The organism is Micromonospora sp. A202, assembly GCF_006715105.1.
Taxonomy (GTDB): Bacteria; Actinomycetota; Actinomycetes; order Mycobacteriales; family Micromonosporaceae; genus Micromonospora; species Micromonospora zamorensis.
Window position 1 is genome coordinate 4300608 of record NZ_VFMP01000001.1, and the last position, 20904, is coordinate 4321511.

Annotated in this window: 15 protein-coding genes; 9 read left to right on the top strand and 6 right to left on the bottom strand. The window is 65.2% G+C overall.

Going from position 1 to position 20904, the window contains the following annotated elements; all coding sequences use genetic code 11:
- Window positions 1-28 precede the first annotated feature (28 nt).
- From FBZ33_RS19840 to FBZ33_RS33445, 4 genes are all read left to right on the top strand, one after another.
- Window positions 29-1180, top strand: coding sequence for a nucleotidyltransferase family protein (locus tag FBZ33_RS19840; protein WP_141910232.1), 1152 nt, complete (start codon window positions 29-31; stop codon window positions 1178-1180).
- A 76-nt stretch (window positions 1181-1256) separates the two neighbouring features.
- Window positions 1257-1757, top strand: a complete 501-nt coding sequence (locus FBZ33_RS19845; RefSeq protein WP_141910233.1) for a flavin reductase family protein — start codon at window positions 1257-1259, stop codon at window positions 1755-1757.
- Window positions 1758-2138: 381 nt separating this feature from the next.
- Complete coding sequence (locus FBZ33_RS19850; RefSeq protein ID WP_141910234.1) at window positions 2139-3227, top strand: epoxide hydrolase family protein; 1089 nt, start codon at window positions 2139-2141, stop codon at window positions 3225-3227.
- 83 nt (window positions 3228-3310) lie between these two features.
- Window positions 3311-3442: a hypothetical protein gene (locus FBZ33_RS33445; RefSeq protein WP_255508966.1), complete on the top strand. Its 132-nt coding sequence runs from the start codon at window positions 3311-3313 to the stop codon at window positions 3440-3442.
- Between the two features lie 359 nt (window positions 3443-3801).
- Here the strand turns inward: FBZ33_RS33445 and FBZ33_RS19860 are convergent, their stop codons facing one another.
- The gene (locus tag FBZ33_RS19860) at window positions 3802-4770 is read right to left on the bottom strand and encodes a hypothetical protein (RefSeq protein WP_141910235.1); all 969 of its coding nucleotides are present in this window, start codon (window positions 4768-4770) and stop codon (window positions 3802-3804) included.
- A gap of 88 nt (window positions 4771-4858) precedes the next feature.
- Here FBZ33_RS19860 and FBZ33_RS19865 point away from each other — a divergent pair, with 88 nt between their 5' ends.
- The 3 genes from FBZ33_RS19865 (at window position 4859) to FBZ33_RS19875 (ending at window position 6856) form a co-directional block, all read left to right on the top strand.
- Window positions 4859-5386 (top strand): hypothetical protein, encoded by a 528-nt coding sequence (locus tag FBZ33_RS19865; RefSeq protein WP_255508968.1) that lies wholly within the window; start codon window positions 4859-4861, stop codon window positions 5384-5386.
- A gap of 598 nt (window positions 5387-5984) precedes the next feature.
- Window positions 5985-6395 (top strand): hypothetical protein, encoded by a 411-nt coding sequence (locus tag FBZ33_RS19870; protein WP_141910236.1) that lies wholly within the window; start codon window positions 5985-5987, stop codon window positions 6393-6395.
- A 113-nt stretch (window positions 6396-6508) separates the two neighbouring features.
- Window positions 6509-6856 (top strand): hypothetical protein, encoded by a 348-nt coding sequence (locus FBZ33_RS19875; RefSeq protein WP_141910237.1) that lies wholly within the window; start codon window positions 6509-6511, stop codon window positions 6854-6856.
- Window positions 6857-6945: 89 nt separating this feature from the next.
- On the opposite strand, the gene FBZ33_RS19880 is transcribed toward FBZ33_RS19875, so the two are convergent.
- From FBZ33_RS19880 to FBZ33_RS19890, 3 genes are all read right to left on the bottom strand, one after another.
- Window positions 6946-7983 carry a PQQ-binding-like beta-propeller repeat protein gene (locus FBZ33_RS19880; RefSeq protein WP_185755359.1) on the bottom strand — a complete coding sequence of 346 codons (1038 nt, stop codon included), beginning with the start codon at window positions 7981-7983 and terminating at the stop codon, window positions 6946-6948.
- Between the two features lie 225 nt (window positions 7984-8208).
- Window positions 8209-8619 (bottom strand): hypothetical protein, encoded by a 411-nt coding sequence (locus FBZ33_RS19885; RefSeq protein ID WP_255508969.1) that lies wholly within the window; start codon window positions 8617-8619, stop codon window positions 8209-8211.
- Window positions 8620-9638: 1019 nt separating this feature from the next.
- A complete protein-coding gene (locus FBZ33_RS19890) occupies window positions 9639-9938 on the bottom strand; it encodes a hypothetical protein (protein ID WP_141910239.1) in 300 nt (99 codons plus the stop codon).
- 453 nt (window positions 9939-10391) lie between these two features.
- Between FBZ33_RS19890 and FBZ33_RS19895 the strand changes: the two genes are divergently transcribed.
- Both FBZ33_RS19895 and FBZ33_RS19900 read left to right on the top strand, forming a co-directional pair.
- Complete coding sequence (locus tag FBZ33_RS19895; protein WP_141910240.1) at window positions 10392-11210, top strand: aminoglycoside phosphotransferase; 819 nt, start codon at window positions 10392-10394, stop codon at window positions 11208-11210.
- Between the two features lie 1197 nt (window positions 11211-12407).
- On the top strand, window positions 12408-13187 hold the full coding sequence (locus FBZ33_RS19900) for a transposase family protein (protein WP_141910241.1): 780 nt from the start codon (window positions 12408-12410) through the stop codon (window positions 13185-13187).
- Between the two features lie 49 nt (window positions 13188-13236).
- Here FBZ33_RS19900 and FBZ33_RS19905 read toward each other — a convergent pair whose 3' ends face one another.
- On the bottom strand, window positions 13237-13857 hold the full coding sequence (locus FBZ33_RS19905) for a hypothetical protein (protein ID WP_141910242.1): 621 nt from the start codon (window positions 13855-13857) through the stop codon (window positions 13237-13239).
- Window positions 13858-13862: 5 nt separating this feature from the next.
- Window positions 13863-20117 carry an RHS repeat-associated core domain-containing protein gene (locus tag FBZ33_RS19910; protein WP_141910243.1) on the bottom strand — a complete coding sequence of 2085 codons (6255 nt, stop codon included), beginning with the start codon at window positions 20115-20117 and terminating at the stop codon, window positions 13863-13865.
- Window positions 20118-20904 lie beyond the last annotated feature (787 nt).

Here is a 20904-nt window from a genome sequence, read left to right on the forward strand (position 1 = left end):
GGACAGCTGTTCAAGAAGGAGATGGCGAATGCACGAAGCCCGCGACAGTGAGCGGAACGTCTGGCGGCTCCTCGAGTCGGTGGCGGTCACCGACTATTCGGATTCCTGGTTCGAGCAGGCGACCGGCCTGGCGAAGGACCTGGACGACCCGGACCTGTTGATCGCCTTGGCGGCCAGGCACAAGATGGTGCCGGCGCTGGCTCACTTCTACAGCAGTGCCGCGTTGAACTCGACACTGCCCATCGGTATGCGTGACCTGCTGAACGGGTCGCTGGCATGGAACCGGTTCAAGGTGGAGAAGCTGCGTGCCGAGAGCCTCGACATCGCCGCAGGCTTCGCCGAGCGGGGAGTGCCGGTGGTGTTCAACAAGGGAATCGTGTTGCAGCAGTCGCTCTACGACGGCCTCGGTGTCCGCAGCTTCGGAGACGTGGACCTCATGCTGCACCCCGACAACGTCCCCGATGCCCGTGCGGTGCTGGAAAGCCTTGGCTACCTGCCGGAGCAGACCTTCGATCCGGACCTCGGCGGCCTGGTCAAGCTTCCCCGGGAGACGCTGCTGATGTACCGGCTCTACCCGGATCACGTTCCCCATTTCCACCGCGTTGACCCGGAATCCGGTATTCCTGTCTACAAGGTGGACGTGGCGCTGAGCCCCACCTGGTTCGGCAGTGCCTGGCAGCTTCCGATGGCCGAGGTGATGGGAAGCGCCGGGGAAACCCGGGTCGGGCCGGACGCACGGCACGTGCTGCCGACGCTCGGCGACGGCTACGCGTTCCTCTTCGTGGTGCTGCACCTCTTCCGGGACAGCTGGTTCGAGCGCGCCATCGCCGTGGGCGAACTCCGGATCACCCAGTTCGCTGATGTATTGAGGTACTGGCAGCGCTGGGGGCGGCAACATCCGGAGGAGTTGCGCAACCTGATCAACGAATACGGTGTGGGGCCGGCCGTCGCCTGGATCAGCCACCATGTCGACGCCTTGTTCGGCAGCACCATGACAACCGAACTCGGCTTGCAGGGGTTCTGCGACCCGGTCTGGCTGTCCAGCGCGGGTGGCATGGACGGCCGGTTCCTCGCCTGGGACGGCGACATGCGCGAGCGGCTGTTCAACAGGAAGCCGGTCACACTGACGCCCATCGACGAGCCGCCATACGGCGCGGACGCGCGTGGCAAGGCCTCCTGACGCGGCACCGCGGGGGCGTGGCGGGGGTGCTGACGCGGAGGGGCCTGCGCCCTTCCAGGATGACTTCCGTGAGGTGATGGCCCATGTCTGTACGCCGGTCTCGGTCGTCACCGCGATGTCGTGCGGTCGACCCCACGGGACGACCGTGAGCGCCTTCGCCTCGCTCTCCATGGACCCGCCGATGATCCTGATCTCGCTGAGCCGGAACTCCGATCTGCTGGCCGTCGTCCGCACCAGTGGCTGCTTCGGCGTCAACATGCTCGCCAGCGAGCAGTCCGCTCTCGCCATCGGTTTCGCCCATAAGGGCGGGGCGGACAAGTTCAACGGCGTGCCCTGGCATCCCGAAGGTGGTGTGCCGCGCCTCCCTGATTCGGCGGGTTTCCTGGTCTGTCGAGTCAGCCGGCTCGTGGAAGGAGGTGACCACATGATCCTGCTCGGTGAGGTGGTCTCCGCGCACCCGGTCCGGGCTCGGCCCCTGACCTACCACCGCCGCGCCTTCGGCACTCACCTCCCGCACCGCGGCAGGTGGGCTGACGAGGTCCCCGGACAGTACGGAAGCGATACGGGGTCGGCCTGACCACGTACCGCAGGGCAGGTTGCCGTGCCGGGTGCGGGACCGGCGGCCACGACCGTGTGGCCGCCGGACTGGATCGTGGCCGTTTCGATCGTGGCTGTGGCGCGGGCGCTTGATGCTCCGGTCGCGCGGGTGACCTGGGGGATCCGAGACGCTGACCAGTGGTTCTGGACACCCTGGTCTCCGCGTCGGGAGCCGTGACGACGATCCGGTCGGCGCCGCAGCCGCCGTCACCGCCGACGTGGCACCGGCAGGTCCACGACACGCGACGCCCAGCGGGATTCACTCGGTCACTGACTCCGTTGCTGTACACAAGCAGAAAGGCCACCCGCCTGCCCATTCGGGCGGCTGCCGAGTGACTCCTTGCGATGGAATCATGATCGGGTGACGCCCTTCCACATCGATGTGCCCGAAGCCGTCCTGGACGACCTGCGAGCTCGGCTTTCGCGGACAAGGCTCGCGCCAGCCGCCCCAGGAGAGCCGTGGGCCGCCGGCACCGACCCTGGGTACCTGGCAGGTCTGGTGCGGTACTGGCTCGATGGATTCGACTGGCGTGCGGTCGAGCGTGCCCTCAATCGGTACCCTCAGTTCGTCACCACGGTCCGAGGCACGCCGGTCCACTTCGTTCATGTTCGCTCGGCATCGCCCGACGCCACGGCGCTGACCCTGACCCATGGCTGGCCCAGCACGTACACGGAGATGCTGCCCCTGGTGTCCCGGCTCGCAGACTTCGACCTCGTCATACCGAGCCTGCCCGGTTTCGTCTTCTCCGGTCCACTCGCCGAGGGCCCGACGACCGAGGCGGCTGTCGCGGACGTGTGGGCCGAGCTGATGACCCTTTTGGGCTACGACCGCTTCGGCGCCTACGGCGGCGATATCGGGTCCGGCGTGTCGACGTGGCTCGGCGCCCGCCACCCAGATCGGGTCATCGGGGTCTTCTCGCAGCACATCAAGTTCCCGCCAGCGGACCGCAGGGGCGACCTCAGCCCAGCCGAGGAGGCGTTTATCGCCATGCTCGACGCGAAGGCCCAAGATGACTGGGGCTACGGAATCCTCCAGGAAACACGGCCCGACACCCTTGCGGCCGCGCTGAGCGACTCGCCGTCCGGACTGGCCGCATGGATCATCGAGAAGTACCAGCGCTGGAGCGACTGTGGCGGCGACATCTCCCGCCGGTTCGGCTTCGACGAGCTGCTGACCACTGTGATGCTGTACTGGGTCACCAACTGCATCGGCACGTCCTTCCGGCCCTACCGTGACGACCGCCTGGCCCCACATCTGCCAATGGTCGCCGTACCCGCCGGTATCACGGTCAGCGTGGAGGACGCCGGCCTGCCCCGGTCGTTCGCCGAACGCACCTACGCCAACCTCACCCACTGGCACGAGCCCAGGGTCGGCGGCCACTTCTTCGCCCAGGAAGAGCCCGACCTGCTCGCTGCCGACCTGCGCGCCTTCTTCAGCGCGCTGCGGTAATCCAGGAGCGGCCTGTCGTTGGGGCCTGCTGGGCGAGGCGGTGGCGTCGGTGCTCGGCCGGTTCGTGTTCCATCTTGCGATGCTTGCCGTCCGCCCTGTTCCTAGCCCTGTCCCGGATGCCGCTCTCCGGGTTCGCCGGCCGCCCGCTGCTCGCCTTCGGGGTGAGCACGGCCGCGGTCGTCGGGTTCGGCTGGGTCGGCGCGAGCTCACCTTGACAACCCGTTCAAGCGCCGGAACGCCTCGTCCCGCGCGACGAGGCCGTGGTGGGGATGCGGCGCGCGCATCACGGCAGGCCCCCGCCTGCCGGCAAGGCCGGCCTGAGGGGTCGGAAAGTCTCCGGGGCCAAGGGCGGCTCGTGACACCTTCGGACTCACCGAAGTGGTCGTCACAGCGAATGCGCTGGTTAGGGCACCACCGGGTGGAATCGGTGTCTCAGTTGACTACCCCAGTTACCGATCCGGTGGCTCCGGAAGCCTTCGGACCGTCGCGACGAGTCCGGGCTTTGCTGGTCAGTGCAGGAATTCTGGGGCTGCGTCAGCGCACAGGCGACCGCCGCCATCTGCAGGGGCTTGGGTTACAGGATGCGGGTCAGCTCGTGCATCGCGGCGAACTGCGTGTCCGGATGTGGTGGTGGCAGCCGCAGAAGGTAATCGGCGTCGCGGTCGCACTGTTGGCTGCCCAGCACGATCTCGGCGCGTTCGAGCGTCGGGTGATCAACGAAGGGCACAAGCGCGTCGACTGGCAGATACGGCGCTGCGACCACAAGCTCCCGCAACTGCGGTGCCGCGGCGAGGCCCTGAAGGGCTGTCGGGTGGCCTAGGTGACGCAACCCGAGGCATTCGGCGCGCGTCAGCATGGTGTTGGAGCCGAAGTCCAGAAGCCGTTCGACGGTGAGCGTTTCCAGCCACAGCCACTGCAAGGCCGGCAGTTGTGTCACCGGGGTGAGGTCGTTGAGCTTTCGAACCCGGCGCAGTGCCAGGTAGCGGAGTGTGGGGAGCTGGGCGAGCCATTCGCTGTTCGTCAACGAGCCGAGGGTCAGCGCTAATGCCTGCAGGTGTGGCAGGGCGATGACGGGCAGGATGTGGTCGACGGGAAGCCGCCACAGCGACAGGTCCCGCAGACGCGGATTGGCGTGCAGCAGTTCGGTAAGCCCACGCCGGTGCTCGACGATCCTCAGCCGGCGAAGCCGACGAAACTGGGCAACCGGAGCGAGGTCGAGAGGCTTTCGGATCTCGCCGATATCGAGGAACTCCACACCAGCGCTCAACTGATCCAACGGGGCCAGATCGGTCAGGTGCCACAGGCCCGCGACACTGAACCGGCGAACATGTGGAAACCAACGCAGGAACCGCAGCGTCGCCAAGTCGTCATCGAACCCGTAGACCCGAAGCGGAACCATCGGATGATCCCCCAGGAGCGCGGCCACCGACCGATACTCCGCCTCGGCGAGCGGCTCCTGGAACTGGACGACATCCGCATCCCCCAGCCGGGCACGGAGCTGCGCAACGTCGACCGGACTCCGCACCTCCACGACACTGCCCATCCCCAACATGATCCTCCACCGCCTACCGCCTGCAGCAGCCGGATCATGCAGGTGATCTGCGCCGCCGCGGTGCCAGTAGGGTCAGCCGGTGACCGTGTACGACATCGCCGCCGGATTGCCGACCATCGGACGGCTGCGGCAGCGCTGCAAAGCATTGGCCGTGCTGGAAAGAACCGTCGATGGTGGAGCACCGTACTACGCCTATACCTCGGCATGGGGTCCGGACGAGGCGGCGCTGATGAGCAACGGCAGTGGTGACGAGTGGGCCGTCGTGTTCACCGTCGACGGAGCGTTCATCCGGGTCTTTGACCATGAGTCGGCCATGTCGCCCTACGGTGACCCGGACCATGAGTTGTGGCCGGGTCTGCTTGACGGCATCCCCGCCGCGCTATGCCCGCAGGTGGGTGAACCCGCCTTCTGCGATGAGAACGGGCAGTTCATCGCGACCGCCGTGCTGTGGCGGCTATTCGACGACGACCGTTGGCACGCCGGCGACGGCATCAGCTTTCCACCACTGCAAGGACCGTACGACGACACCGGGCCGGACGGTTCCGGCATGCTCGAAATCCTGCTCGACGACATCGTCGACCAGTACATCGAGTTCGCCAGCGACTAATACGAGGTTGAGCTGAACCGCGCCGCAGTCGAGCACATCGTCGCTCACCTGCCGCTCACCGACACCGTGATACAAGCCCTGAACCCGCAACTCACCCTCGCTGACCTGAGCAAGGACATCGCCGCGATCAGCTACCCGACCGCCGCCCTGTAGCGGCAGGCGGACCAGACCGCTCGCTCCGCAAGCAGCAACGCCCAGCATGGCCATGGGCAGACGTTGTTCGACATGATCGTCGAGATCATCCACGACCACCATCCAGGCGGCAGCGGGTCCAACGAAGGCATAATCCTCGAGTTGCTCTGAACCGTTCGGCCGGATGTGCAGAACCCTGACCTGGCGTTCTGCGCCGACAGCGTACCGATCGACCAATGGCTCACTACGGCCAGACGAGCCGGTCTCGACGGCAATGTTCTCGTGCTTTTCAACGCCCACGGCGACGAGACAGGCCGGCTCTCCCCCATGAACTGAAGGCCGTCAAGTAACAGCTTCTGACTCGTCGACTTCGGCATCGACACGCGGGAGAACGCCGACGAGGACGGTGACAACCGACCGTCTTCTCGGATGCCGCGCCATACCAAGGCATAGCAGGGTGTTGGGTATGAGCTCCGCCGGCGATGGTCCCTATTTGACGTTAAGGATCAGCAACGGCCTGCTCCTCGTGCGGGATGGTGTCGGCACTTGGCTAATCCATGGCGCTGCCGACGGGTTGGTCTACCTGGCCGCCGACCGGCTGGTGTGGCTGTTGCCACTGCTGGAGCGCACCCCGAGCGACGTCAGTGCGGAGTTGGCTGACGTGTCGATAGCCGACACACCGCTACCCGCCCTCGTGCGGTTCGCGCTCACCGCATGGGGAGTGCACTGGCCGACACTGGCACTCGATTGGTTGGACGCCGGCCGGCCGACCCGGGATCTGCGCGGCGTACTGGCCGACATGAAGGACTCGCGCGAACTCTCCCAGCCGCTTCGCTACCGAGCACTTCGCCTCTGGAGCGCCTCGGCACTTGCCTGACGGCCTGACAAGCCCGAATCCCCGGAGCCGCCTCGACCAACGCCGGACCTACACCGCACTGCACGCACAATCCCTCGATGACGTTCGACTTGGGTGCGGCATGATGGGCGTTCATGGGCAACACCGATCCGTACGTGACCATCACGGAACCGACCTTCGTGGCACGGTTCCTTCTCAATCCCCACACGGACACCGACGAGTCTCTAGCCAACGTGGATGCCTTCGTCGATCTTCCTGACGGCTCCAGTTGGGCCCTGACCATCTTCACCGTCGACGAGGTCCGCCGCCTGCTTGCGAGTTGGAAGAAGACCGGCGAAGTCGCGAACGGCAGTTACTTCTGGGGCGTTGACCAGCTGATCGTGCCGGAACCGGGCGTGTCGGCCATGACCATAGCGATCCGAGAGCTGGTTCGCAGCGGGGAGATAGAAAGCGTCGGTGTCCGATGCGGGGATCCGGACTGAAGCCGCCTGGGCGCACCCACGAGGGGTGATGGTTCGGAGGGTGCCAGGCACGGGTGGCGGCAAATCCGGATGCCGAGCGGGAGCTGTGCTCACGTCGGCGTGGTCGAGATGTCGATCGTGGTGAGGTGGCCTTTGCCGATGGCGTGTACCAGGGATCGACCGTCGGGAAGTATCCGGTCGATGCGTGCCGGCAGTCGCACGCAACCGGCGGTTTCCCCGGCCCGGTTCACCATGATGAGTTGGTTACCGGCGCGGGCGAAGAGTGCACCTCCCCAGACGGGGACACCCTCACTGGTAGCACCGTGCGGGAGGTGCGTCACCTCGGTACGGGCACTGCGGTCGAGATCGATGATCGTAACCCCGGCGTCTTCAGCAAGCCACAGCGTCCGACCGGTGAGGAGCAGTGGCAGCGATGGCAGGTCACGGTCGTGCCGCCACAGGATCTCCATGCCGCCACTGGCCAGATGCAGGGCCATGACGGTGCGCCTACCGCTGAGAAAGACGATACGGCCGTCTTCGCTGGCGGTGAAGTCGATGCCGGAATCGGGAAAGTGCACCGGCGCTGGCAGCGACCACTCACCCCTCGCAACGCCGGTCCGAGCGTCCAGCAGCAGCAGTGTCGCCTGTTTGGCAGTCGCGATGAGGATCGCGTCGGCCGTGCAGCCCGGCGCCGGGTCCAGTCGTACGGTCAGCGGCCAGGCCAAACTGCTGTCCGACGCCGGTCCCGGGAACTGGCCCGGAAGAAGCTCGCCCTTGGTCAGATCCACCCGTATCAGCGGACGATAGCCGCGCCACCCGCCCAGAAAAGCAACGGATCCACTGACACTGATGTAGTGGCGCAGGCGCAGCTTCGGTGTCGACCACGTCCGCTGCCCGCTGTGCACGTCGAAACAATGCAGGACACCAGCCTGACTCAGATAAAGACAGCGGTCCCCCGCGACGACGGTAGTGCCCCAGCAGTCCTCAACCTCCTGCTCCCATAACGGCGCCCCGCTCTGCGGGTCCAGTCGAACAAGACGCGAGTGCCGCTCCGCTACAACAAGGACACCAGACGCCGCCGCCAACGCCGCCGCGCTCGAACGCAGGTGCAGAAGCCGCGACCACAGCACCTTCAGCCGTTGATCCACGAGCCTAGTGTCGCGCACGATCCCGAGGATCTACGGCACGCCGTTATCGCCAGCGCCTGGCGAGCAGATACGTCGATGGGACCCCCGCTCATCGGCAGGGCCTGGTGTTCGCTGCACGGACTGCTCCTGACGAACTGTGACACCCGGTCGACGGCAAACAGTGAACTTGAATGTCCTGCCTGCACCCGGGTCCGTGACTGCTGAAGACTTTTGCGCCGAACTGCGTTAGAACCAGGTCCACGGTCGTACAAGTCGCCACAGGCGCCCACGCCAGCGCGCACGCCGAGGATGCAAGAAGACCTCAATGTCCTTCAGCGCGTTGCCGGCAGTCCCCCTGACGTGAGGCCTGGCGCGCACGTGGCGGAGTGCGGGGACTACCCGGTCTTCGTCGAGTTGACCGTAAACCCTCGCGAGGTGCCCCAGACAAGTGGCTGCAAGCGCCTGCACCTGGTGGTCAGGGTGATCGAGCAGAGTTAGGTAGAGCTCCTGCGACGCCTTCCAGTCGCCGTCGCCGTACAACGCGCATCCGACCATGGCATCCGTGACCCCGACGATGTCGTTGCGGTCGAGAGCCCTCCGCACATCGACGGGCGTTGCCGACGGAGGGTTGTGAAAGGTGTGGTGCTCGTGGCTCATGGCCAACATCTTTGACCATCGCGACCACCGCGAACATCCGCTCATCCGCCTGAGCGGACACCGCCCTGCCGCCTCCGCGGGGCGCTGACGCTGACGCCTTCGGGCTCGCCGAAGAGGTCACCGTTCAGGAAGCCCTGCTTAGAGGTTCGCCAGTGGGATCTGGGTCTCAGCTCGCGGGACCCGTACCGAGGCCACCGCGACGACAGCCAGAGCCGTGCATCGATGCGGGCTGGTCCCGTCTTTGGCGCCGGCAGGCCTAGGTTCAACAGCCGGCACCAGCCAGTCGGGAGGCTGGAGGGCTTGACCTCTTCGGTATCCGCTGGGAGTCGCGCCGCTCGATCTCCATCACCGCAGCCCAAAGCCCCTGGCCTCTGTCCGGCGTCGGTGAGCACGTCGGGTGCGGAGACCTCTTCGCCAACCTGCACCCAATCTGCTCCCAGATGCAAGGCCGCGCCACCCGTCGGCTCCTTATCGCCTTGACCTGCGCACACTCACCTTTCAGGCGACATAAATCCTCGCCGAACGCTGCGCAGAACCGCGGAGCACTCAGCGGGAACAGGACGCCGCACCCACTCTGACCTGCGGGAACGTGAAGCCGCAGGAGGGGGTGGGTGCAGTTGAGCGCCGTTCGCCGCTGTTAGGCGCAGTTCGAGGCCGTTCAGGGCGTGCTGTTGCTCCCCGACTGCTCCCCCATTTGCAGTTCGCGCCGGCCCGCGGATTGCCGTGATGCTCTGGCCCCACGTGTGAAGCACATGTTGCCCAGGTTGGGTCTCATGGCCCTAGCAGACGGCGGTATCGTGCCCTGCCAACAGCGAGGCCCTTCCGCGACGGGAGGCGATCAGACTTGTCGGGAGGACTTGTTCGTGGGCATGGAGCTGATCGGGCTCCGGCTGGTGAAAATGGTCGCGGGCTCGGGGAGCCCTCGTAGTGCCGCACGGCGATGCCTGCGGCAGCAGGAGGCATCCGTGTTCGGGACAGCTGACCATGATCGGTAGTTGCGCCATCAGCAGCAGGCCCACTCAGTCACCGGAGATCCAGAGATATCCGCGCGCCCGGGTCGCCTCCTCGATGAGCACCCCCAGCGCCTGCACGTCAACCCGGAGCTCCGGTCTGCGGCTCGCGATCTCGTCCAGCTCCGCGGTCAGCTGCGGCAGCTGGATCAGGTTGATCATGGTGTCGCCGTAGGAATCGATCCTCGACACCAGGTGGTGCCGCTCCCTGTCGCTCGCCGCCACCAGGCGTTCCAGCGAGGAGCCCAATTCCACGCCGGCATAGCGTTGCTCGTGCACCTGGTTCTCGACATACACATCGAACCCCACAGCCGCGCCTCCTTCGCGAAATGGCCAGCCAGGACATTGCACACCCAGGCCGGCCAACCTTACGGTCGTCGACGCTCAGTCCTTGCAGGGAATCGGGTACATCGATCGCACACCGCCCCACCTGTCCTGAACCACCATGTAACAACTCGTGATCTCTGCGCCACTCTCCTTCGACGTCCGGCCGACCGGCTTGTCGGCCTTCGCCTCACGCTCGTAGTGGCCGTCTTGTTCGGTCCGTTGCACGAGCACTTGTTCGCCTCGTCGACGAGATCGTAGAGATCCACCGTGTCGTCGAAGACGCCCTTTTTGTCTGCAACCATGACCCATCCGCCACTCGCCAGGACGAGACATGAGACCGACTACCGGGTCGACATCGAAGTTTGGGGTGGCCAGGCTGAGCCCTGCGGTCCGCCAATCCCGCCTCAGCCGAGGAAGTAGCTGAGAAGAGAACCGATGCGTAGCGATTGGACCGCTCTGCCCGAGAGTGTCACGGCAGGGATCGCCGCACGGGTCGGCGGAACCTTTGACGTCGCCCAGGCTTCCAGCGGCGACCACGCTGAGATCGCCTCGACGGTGACCGGACCGGCCGGACAGGTCTTCGTCAAGGCGTCCTCCGGCGAGTTGAGCGTTCGGTCGCTGCGCTACGAACTGGTGGCAACCCGGACCATCGACCGGCACCCGCCCGCAGTCCTGTGGCATTTCGAATCCGATGGCTGGCTGGTGGTGGGGACCGAGCACCTTGCCGGCCCCCACCCCGACCTGTCTCCCGGCAGCCCGGATCTCAATCTGCTCCTAGCCACACTGACAACACTTCAGAAGACGCCGGCGCCCGGCGAGATGTGGTTCACCCCGGCAGCCCGGCTCGGGTTCTCGCACCCGGCGATGGACGGCGGGACAATTATCCATTCTGACCTCAATCCGGTGAACCTGATCGTGACACCACTCGGCCTACGCATCGTGGACTGGGCGTGGGCAACCAAGGCCGCCGCATGGGTCGAACTCGCGTTGCTCGTCCCATGGCTGATCGGTAGCGGCCACACCGCCGAGCAGGCAGAACAGTGGCTCACCCAGCTTCCCGCATGGACCGCGACTGACCGTCAGGTCTTGGACGACTTCGCGTCAAAAAACGCAACGAAGTGGGCGGCCAAATCCCGGCAGAACACCGAGCGCTGGGTACGCGACCTCGCAATGTGGACCGGCGCGTGGGCGGATCACCGGACCGGCGGCCATCAGTCAGCCCGTGAGCCACAGCGCGGGGGCACCCTCTCGTGATGTGGGCGCCGGTGCTCCTCAACCAGCCAGCAGGCCCGCTCGGACCGCAAATCAGCTCACTCAGCGGGGCGGTCCATGGCGGCCCGAACCGAGAACCAGCCGCGCTGCTCCCAATCTGCTCCCAATGTAAGCAGCAGATACCGCAAAGCCCGTTACCGATGACTCCGCAACGGGCTTCTGACCTGCCAAAACTAAGGGTGGGCGATGCTGGTATCGAACCAGCGACCTCTTCGGTGTGAAACAGGACGCCACACCCACTCTGACCTGCGCAAACGTGAAGCCGCAGGCAGGGGTGGGTGCAGTTGAGCGCCGTTCGATGCCGTTGGACGCAGTTCAAGGCCGTTCAGGGCACCCTGCTGCTCCCCATCTGCTCCCCCTGAACCCGGGCTCACAGCGGGCTGCGAAGCGATCGTGAGCCGGCGGCCCAGTGCTTTGGCTGGCACCAGCGCTGGCTACCGCAGCCGCATCGGTGGATCGGGGAGCAGAGTCACGGGCCTTGTCAGGGGCAGATGCACGCACCATCTCGACAGCCTCGGGCGTCGTTGTCGCTCACAGCTGCCGAGCTCTAGCCGGGTGGCCGAGGGCCGAGCACCTTCTCAAGAGCAGGTGCCAAGACGTGAACCGAGGGTTCGCCGCTGTCATCCGGCGCCTGCTCCAGCTCTTGCGCCAGTGCTTGAAATAGCGTGTCCGGTGCCAGGGCAGTCCATAGCTGAGGACTGTCGTAGGCCCGAATCACGCAGGTTCCACAGAGCGTCAACGAGCTGTCGCCTCGTCTCCGCCGCATCAAGCCTTCGCAGTCCGAGGGCTAGATCGTCCATCGGCCGATGGTATAGGACGGTTCTCGCACCGATAGAAAGTTTCGAACCGCCCTACGTCAGCGGCCTCAACGCGGCAGGACAGGAGACACCTGCGCCTGAACACGCCGCCGCTGGCAGACCCGAAGGGTGACGGGCGTTCGGCACCGACGCGCACGGTCGGCGGCAAATCCGGATGTCGGATGCTGACGGTGGCAGGCATCATCATCGCAGCCGGTCCAACTCCCCATGCCACCGATCAACATCAACCTCGGTCACAGACATACCAACGGACGCGAGTCGAACTCGATTCGCCTACTGCAGTTAGAGTATTAGGAGTTCTTAAGGGATGTCTCGTAACCCTGGCGTCTGTCCGTTGAGGATGATCGGGCAGGATGCTCGGGTGCAGGTGATCACCGCCGCCCGGTCTGAGTGGATCTTCCCGTTCACAGGGCTGCAGCCCGTCCAGTTCCGTAAGTTGCTCCGGCTGGTCGCTGAGCGCGGCGGTGACGGCATCGCCGATGGCCGGCCGGGCCGGCAATGGGCCCTTGACTTGGCCGACCGGGTGTTGCTGGTGGCCACCTACTGGCGCACGAACCTGACGATGCGCCAGATCGGCCCGCTGTTCGGGGTGTCGCATTCCGCGGCGCACCGAGTCATCGACACCCTCGCGCCGTTGCTGGCCTTGGCGCCGGTGCGTAAGCGGCCTGTCGAGCAGATCGCGATCGTCGACGGGACGCTGGTCCCCACCCGCGATCACCGCCTGGCCGCCCGGAGCAAGAACTACCGGTACTCGACGAACCTGCAAGTCGCCATCGACGCCAGCACCCGCCTGGTCATCGCCGTCGGCGACCCACAGCCCGGCAACCGCAACGACACCATCGTCTACCGCACCTCGGGCATCGACCAGAAGTTGGACGGGCGGCCGGTCATGGCCGACGGCGGCTACCGGGGCAACCCGCAGGTGATCATGCCGTACCGCAAGCCCTCCGACGGCAGCGAACTACCGGACTGGAAGCAGGCCCTCAACGTGGAGCACCGGACCGTCCGGGCAGGGGTCGAACACGCCCTGGCCAGGATGAAATGCTTCAAGATCCTGCGCGACTACCGCCGTGCCGGCCACACATTGGCCGACGCCGCTTCCGGCATCGCCAACCTGCACAACATCATCCTCACCGGCTGACCACCAGCCTGATACCGGGTAACGCCTCCACCCAGTTACGAGACGTCCCTTAGACCGGGACCTCACGACCGAGAGCCTTCGCGTATTGTTTAGCCCAGCGCTTTGCAGAACTTGCGATATCGACTTCTCGCCCACCGGGTAACAACAGCGTCCCAGACCTTAGCTTTTTCTCAATCTCCGCTTCGAGTTCGGTCGACCCTAGATCACGGGCAAGGATCAATGCTTGGACGAGTCGTGCGGGATAGTTAGACAGGGGAAGCCAGGTAGTCAGATTCCCCCGCAGCACATCCGACTCTGATGCAATTAGCCGCGCGAGATCAAGTCGATCCACAACGAATCCCTGGGCAGCCCCGATGCCGCCATGCAAGAACTCCTCAGCATATTCGACTGAGTCGTCCACGGTTGGCCAGTCGACAGCATCATCTACCGCAGGATCAATTGCGACCGACAAACCACCGAAACTGGACAATGCCGGGCCAAACTTGAGGTCGCCAACGAAAAAATGCCAGCCAATCCGGCCGTCGGATAGCCGCTCCAGCGTCGCCACCAGCGCGAACTCGTCCGACGACCATGTAGCCCGCCCCCGACGATCCACCGTGGCGGACTCTGGGATTACACCAACCCCTACCGCGATGTCGAAAACTCGGCTCATCGAAAGTTGCTTCGCCATGCGCTTTACCACTTTAACCATCGATGTGGACTCTTCGGCACCGCCGCGAGACGAAATGTAACATCTCCATTGCTGCCGACCTTATAGGTCCACAGCTCTCCGTAGTCTACACCCATCTGGTTCATGTAGCGCCTCAGCTGGCGAGTGCCCTTCCGCATCCCACTCCCCGTATCCGGCTTGAGCTCGACAGGAAAACCGTCGTCGGTGAAACCATCAGGCACGTCGCCGCTCGCAAGACGCCGCCCACCTTGGTAGCCCAATGAATCAAGATTCTCACGCCACCCAGGGGCATTGTGAATAGTTGTACCCTGCGACGCCGCAGGACTGTTCCCAGGCCGAAGATTGTCCTTTCCTGTTTTTTTCGGGGCCTGTTTCTTGCTGGCGGGTCTGGGCTTTGGTTTTGCGGCGGGTCTGGGCTTGCTGCGGTTGCCCTTGGGTTTGGTGGTGGGCTTGGGTCGGGGCTTGGGGGCCGTTTTGGGCTTGGCCTTAGGTTTGGTGACCCTGTTCTTGTTTGGGTTGTTGCGGATGGCTTTCTTGACGTCGGCCATCTCATTGCGGTCGTTCATGCGCTTAGCGCCGGTTTGTTTCGTCTGCTTTGCCCATGGCGCCTTTTTTGGGGGCTTCTTCTTAGAGCCCTTACCAAACAACTTCGCCAGCACTTTCCCGAGGGAGGACCCGCCACTGCCGAGAGCCGCCCCGCCGCCGCGGATGCCGCCTCCGTTGTGAGAAATATGCGCGAGTCCGTCGGGGTCGGAGTAGGTGATGGGGCTGTTGTTGGCGTAGGCGTAGCCGTGCAGTGTTTGTGGGTCGCCGAAGTCGATGAGGGGGTCGGGGGAGAGGAAGCGTCCGGTGGTGGGGTCGTATTCGCGGGCGCCGAGGTGGGTGTATCCGGTGGGGTCGTTGGTGCCGCCGACGATGCCTTTGTTGTCGGGCCAGGACGGTGGTGTCGCGCTGCGGTCTTCGCCGAAGGGGGTGAGTCGGCGGCGGGTGGCGGTGAGCGTGGTGGCGTTGATGGCGAGTTCGGTGGTGCCGTGGTGGTTCGCGGCCATCCAGGTCAGGCCGCCGGTGGTGGTGCGCACGGCGTTGGGGTAGTAGCGGGTGGCGGTGACTTGGCCGGTGCTGCTTTGGTGGTATTCGGTGTCGCCCAGGTAGAGCGTTTTTTGTGTGCCGGGGTTGTCGGCGATGAGGCGGTTGCCTTCGGGGTCGTAGACGTAGCTGTGGGTGGTGGCGCCGTTGGTGAGGGTGGCGAGGTGCCCTTCGGCGTCGTAGTTGAGGGTTTGGTTGGGTTTGCCGGTGCTGGTGCGGGTTTTGAGGTATCCACCGTTGTCGTATGTGGAGGTGGTGGTGGGCCCACCGCCGTTGGTGGTGATGCCGGTGAGGGCGTGTGGGATGTACTGAGTGGCGCTGCCGTAGGTGTAGCTGCGGGTGGTGTCGCCAGATGCGCTGTGTCGGGTGTCGCTGAGCCGGTTGCCGGTCTGGTCGTAGGTGTAGGAGCGCCAGTAGGCATCCGCACCGCCGACGATGGTCTGGCTGGGTGTGCTTTGGCAGGTCGCGGCGGCGGTGGTCCAGGCTTCGGTGAGTCGCTGCAGGTAGTCGTAGCCGAAGCATTGGTTGGCGGCGGTTGTGGCGCCGCTGGTCTCGGCGATGCCGGTGATGTTGCTGTTGTCGTCGTAGGTGTATCGCTCGGTGAGTTTCTCGTTCCAGGTGTCAGGGGTGGTGGGGTTCTCGGTTTCGACGCCGTACTTGGTGAGTCGCCCGGTGGAGTCTTCGATGGTGGTGGTGAGGCGGGCGCGCTTCGTTCCCGAGCCGAGGATCTGTTGCTTGACGCCGCCGTGCCAGTAGTACTGGGCGCTGGCGAGGTAGGTGTCGAGGCCGGTGACGCCGGCGAGGTAGCCGTGGTCGGTGTAGGTGGAGGTGACGGTTTCGGCGGGGAGTCCGCCCTTCGCGGGCAGGGTCGTGGTGGCGGGGGTGCCGTCGGGGTGGTAGCCGAAGCCGGTGGCGTAGGTGCCGCCGAGTAGTCCTTGGCTGGCGGGGATGGTGTTGGTGCGGCCGGTGGGCTGGTACAGGTCGGTGTAGCCGGTGACCTGTTGGGTGTAGTCGCCGGTGCTGTGATGGCGCGTGGATGAGGTGGGGAAGCCCTTGGCGAGGGTGTCGTAGGTCCAGGACGCGCGCAGCGGGCCGGTTTCGGTGTCGTCGCGGAGTTCGGTGATCCTTCCGAGAGCGTCGAAGTCGCGGTACAGGACCTCACCGCGGCCGTCGGTGGTGGTGGTGAGCTGGTCGCGGTCGTCGTAGCCGTAGGTGCTCTGACCGGTGTCAGGGTCGTTGGTGTGGATGAGGCGACCACGGAGGTCGTAGGTGTAAAGCCAGCCGTTGAAGACCGGGTCGATGACGAAATCGAGTCGGCCGAGTGGGTCGTAGTAGTACTTTGTTTCGTCCGCTGCACCACTCGGTGCCTGACCTAGGTGCTGTAGCAGGCGCGTGGTGTTCCCGTTGGCGTCTTCGAAGCGGGTGGTGGGGATACCGCCGGCCGGTGGATCGATGGTGACGCGGTCACCGTCATGGGCGATGGTGGTGTTCCACTTTTCCGCGTTCATCGACCAGAGGGCGTCTCGGGTGAGTTCCCCGGCTCCGTTGAAGGTGTAGCGACGCTGGGTGGGCACGTTGGCGTCAGCGAAGGTCACCAGGGTGCCAGTGGGCGCGCTGGCATCGTTGTAGAAGGCCGATTCCTGCACGAGTAGGCCGCGGGAGTCATAGCGAACGTCAGCGATGACGCGTTTCCCGTCCGGCGCTGTGGTCTGAGTTTGCCGCTGGCGGAGGAAGCCGTCGTAGATCTCGACGGAGCTGATCTGTTTATCGGTGGGGCCGAGGGCCTTGGTCTGCACTGTCGATGGCGCGGCCTTGGTCACGGTGTAGATATATTCGCTGTTGGGATTAGCGGTGGTGGAGCGGCCGGGCAGCCAGGTCTTGGTGAGTCTGCCGAGCAGGTCGTACTGGGCTGTGGTGATCTTGTTGTTCGGGTCGGTCGAGGTGACGGGGAGCCCGCGCAGGTTGAGGGTGTCGGTGGTCGAGTGTTCGGCGGCGTTGGTCTCCGTGACTGCCGTCACCGGGCTCCCGGCCGCCGGAGTGTAAGTCGTGGTGGTGGTGTAGCCGAGTGCGTCGGTGGCGGTGCGGATGCGGCCGTGCGCGTCGTAGGTGCTGGTCTCGGTGGTGAGCCAGTTAGGTGTGGACGACGTGTAGGACGCCAGTTCGTCGACGCGGGTTTCCAAACCCAGGCTCGGAGGTGCCCCTGGGTTGGTTGATCCGTCGTAGAAGGTGCGGGTGCCGCCGAGGATGTTGGCGGGCCCCGGCGATGCGGTGCAGTCGCTGACGAGTTCCTCGGCCGGGTAGTCGACCATAAACGTCGTCGGCGTGACGTTGCGGGCGTAGGTGTAGGTGGTGCAGGTTTCGTCGCCGTAGCGGTTCGTGTCGCCGTTGTCGGTGGTCGTCGTGACGCTGCCGTAGGTCGTGTCGTAGTTGTGGTACAGCTCTGATTGGCGCCAGATGCCGGTCGCGGCGATCCACTCGTAGGTGTGCAGGACACGGGACTCGGCAAACCATGCCTCGAAGGTTGAGGGTTGCGCGTACCCCGGCGGTTCCACCCGAAGGGCGGTGCGGTGCCGCCACGGACCATGAATCTTGCGGACAAGGGCCTGCCCACCCGGGGAGGCGTAGTGGATCTCCTCGCGGAGCATGCCCGCGTAGCTGTCGTAGTCGGCCACCGGGTAGCCGTCCGACGCCGTGATCGACACGGAGCGGGTGTTCTCGCCCGCGTCCGTGCGGTCACCGTGCATGCCGGTGAAGTAGACGTAGCGGGTTTGCGACTGGGTGCCACCCGCGGCGCCCTCGGTGACGGTGACTACTGGCCAGCCGCGGAAGTCGGACCAGGACCGGTGTGGCAACTGTGCGGTCCAGGCATTGTCGTTGTGGTGCCACAGGACCGCGCTCGATGAGCCGCCGGTCGGTGTGGAGGTGGCATAGGCGTAGGAGGTGACCATGTCCGGTGACCCGCCGACAAGGTCCTTCTCAACCACCTGAGTCACCCGGTACTTGTTCCACCACGCCCAGCCAGCGACGTTGTCCGGCGGGGTGTAGTACTGGGGAAAGCACCGCTTGGTATTCGTCGCCGGATCGGCTGGCAGGCTGGTCGCCGTGCAGTCCGACCCCTCATACGTGACATCGATCTGACCGCCCGTCTCGGTCGCGACCCTGGTGACTCGGTACTTGTTTGTCAGTGGCACACCCGCAGCAACGTTGTGGTCGGTGCGGTTGGCGTATCGGGAACCGCCGAACGTCACCGACGGCAGTGACTGTGTGGCCGTGCCGTGGCCGCCCGTTCGCGTGATTGACGCCAACCACAGGCTCGGCGAGGTGAGCGCCGTGCTCTCGTTGGTGGAGGGGAACTGGTGCGTCAGAGACCACGTGTCGACCGTGGTGTACGAGCTACCAGTGCGGACTTGAGTCACGATCGACTCCAGCCGGCGCTCGCTCCAGAACGTCGGTGAGGCGATGCTGCAGGGCGCGCCTGAGCACTTGAGGTCCCAGGGGGTGTCGGGCCAGTTGGCCGTCACCGGGTTGGTGCCCGACCAGCAGGACGACAAGCAGCGTTCCTTGGTGTTGAACAGGACCTGCATCGCCGCGGTGGCCGGTTGCGGGAACCCACGTGAGCCGTACTCGATTCGAGCCAATGTGGCTGACCGGTCGTACTGGGTCACCGTGCTGGCGTTGCCGGCGCGCGCGGTGGTGTTGAATTCCTTGCTGTAGAAGAACGACATGACGTCCCCGGTGGGTTCCTCGACCAGGTCGAGGTACCAGCGGTAGGCCATGGGGCACCACGATGCGGTGAACCCGGTCGCCTTGTAGCACGGCTCGTTCGCGTGGTTGGAGAAGACCGGCACGCCCTGCACGGAGTGGGTCTCTCGGCTGTCGATCCAGTTCAAGCCGAAGGTGTAGCGGGTTCCGTCTGGCGTGGTCAGCCGCCACCGTTCGTCATTCCAGTTACGGGTGTCCAGTCCGCCCGTTAGGAGCTCAACCCGGGTGCCGTCGTCGTCGGACTTGCGCCAAGTGCCGCTAGCGTCGTCGAGGACCAGTTCCGTCGATTCACCATCAAGCACCAGGGTGGCGTTATGGTCGCGGTAACACAGGTCAGAGGTGGCGTTGGAGTAAGTCGGCGAGGTCTCTAGATCGTCTTTGCAGGGCCGATAGAACCGCTCGATGTAACCCGCCTGGTAGTCCCAGCCCTCGCCCACCCACGACGTCTGCGTGTTCTCGCCGTTGGTCTGTCCATCCACTCGCCCGGATGAGTAGTTCAGCCCAACCTCGGGATCAAGGTCACCGGCGGACGGCGGAACCTCCATGTCGTAGGACCATGAGAAGTCGCCCGACTGCGAGCCGGCCGCCCACGAAGACGACGACGCCAGCGGTGTCCTGGTGAAGGTGCCCGTCTGACTCGACGCCCCCGCGACGAGCGCAACGACAGCACCCGCGGCGGAGCTGCCCTCAACCGCCCCGGCACGCAACGCCGCATCGGTCGGCGCATTCTGGTCCAGCTTCACGCTGCCAGACACCACAGCACGTTCTACGTCGTTGTCACCAGCAAGAACGGTCATCGACGTACAGGGCTCTTCGTTGCTTTCCCCCTCACAGTCGGTGAACTGCACCAACTGCAGTCGGGAAGCCCAAGCGGCGCCGAAAGTACCGCGAATTCCCGAGTAGTCGACCTCCACCCGCACGCGAGCGTCGGCGTTCTGCCCGTCCGCGCGGCCGATGCCCATCAGGACCGGCACATCCGCCCGCTCGGCTCTCGCCTTGTCGAACACCTCGACCCGGACAGTCCCGGGCGAGGAAGCCCCGCCTCGCGAGTCAGGTGAGGCAGACGCGTCGCTCGCTACACGAACCGGTAGCCCACCCACCCGGGGCATCGCGGACGTACGCGCCGCTGCCTGCCCCAGGACCTCCACCACTGCCGAACCGCCAGCCGGCAACGAACCCGACTCCGGCTTCCACAGCTCCTTCGCCGACTGCGCCACATCAGGCTTACGCTTGCCGAGCGGCTTGACCGGCACCGACCGGTCCTTCGGTGCACCGGATGAAGCCTGGGCAGCGTAGGCAGGCACGAATGGCAACAACGTCAGCACCAACAGCATCACCGCCGCCAGCGAGCCACGCCGCAATACCCGCACCCAGAAGGGGAAAACGCTAGAAGCCCCGAACGTACCGTCCACAGTGTCCTCCAACGCCAACCCCGAAGCAGAGTGATCGAAAACTAGGGGCCAACCAACAGAACGTCAATAGATGATCACATCCTGCAACCACAAAGCAGGCGTGTCAGGACAGAGCTCCGCTCGACGGCACCCACGGTGATCACGATCCCCAGCCGGGTCACCAATTCGGCGACGCCGAAGACGTCTCCAGACTGAAGGGCCTGGTCACGGCGCTGTCCGTGGGATTGGCGTCTCAGATGACGGAACCGTGACGGACTCCAGCAGGCTCCCCGCAATGCTTCACATCGATCTACAGCAGACCTACAGGGGTGGCGTTAGGCGACCTGAGACACCGTCCGGCGCCAGCCATCCCGGAACAACACGCCTGACCACTTCGAGCTCTACTGGGAGGTCACGCCGCACCGTTCGACCTCGATCACCGCAGGTCAAGGCCCCTCGTCTCTGTCCGGCGTCGGTGAGCACTTCGGGCGTGGAGACCTCTTCGCCAACCTGCACCCAATCTGCTCCCAGTTGCAAGGCCAGGCCACCCAACGGCTCCTTACCGCCTTGACCTGCGCACACTCCCCCACCAGGCGACATAGAGCACCGTCGAATGCATCGCAGAACCGCTGAGCACTCCGCGGGAAACAGGACGCCGCACCGACTCTGACCTGCGGCAACATGGAGCCGCAGGATGGGGTGGTGCAGTTGAGCGCCGTTCGATGCCGTTGGACGCAGTTCAAGGCCGTTCATGGCACCCCGCTGCTCCCAACCTGCTCCCCCTAAACCGGGCTCGCGCCGGGCCGCC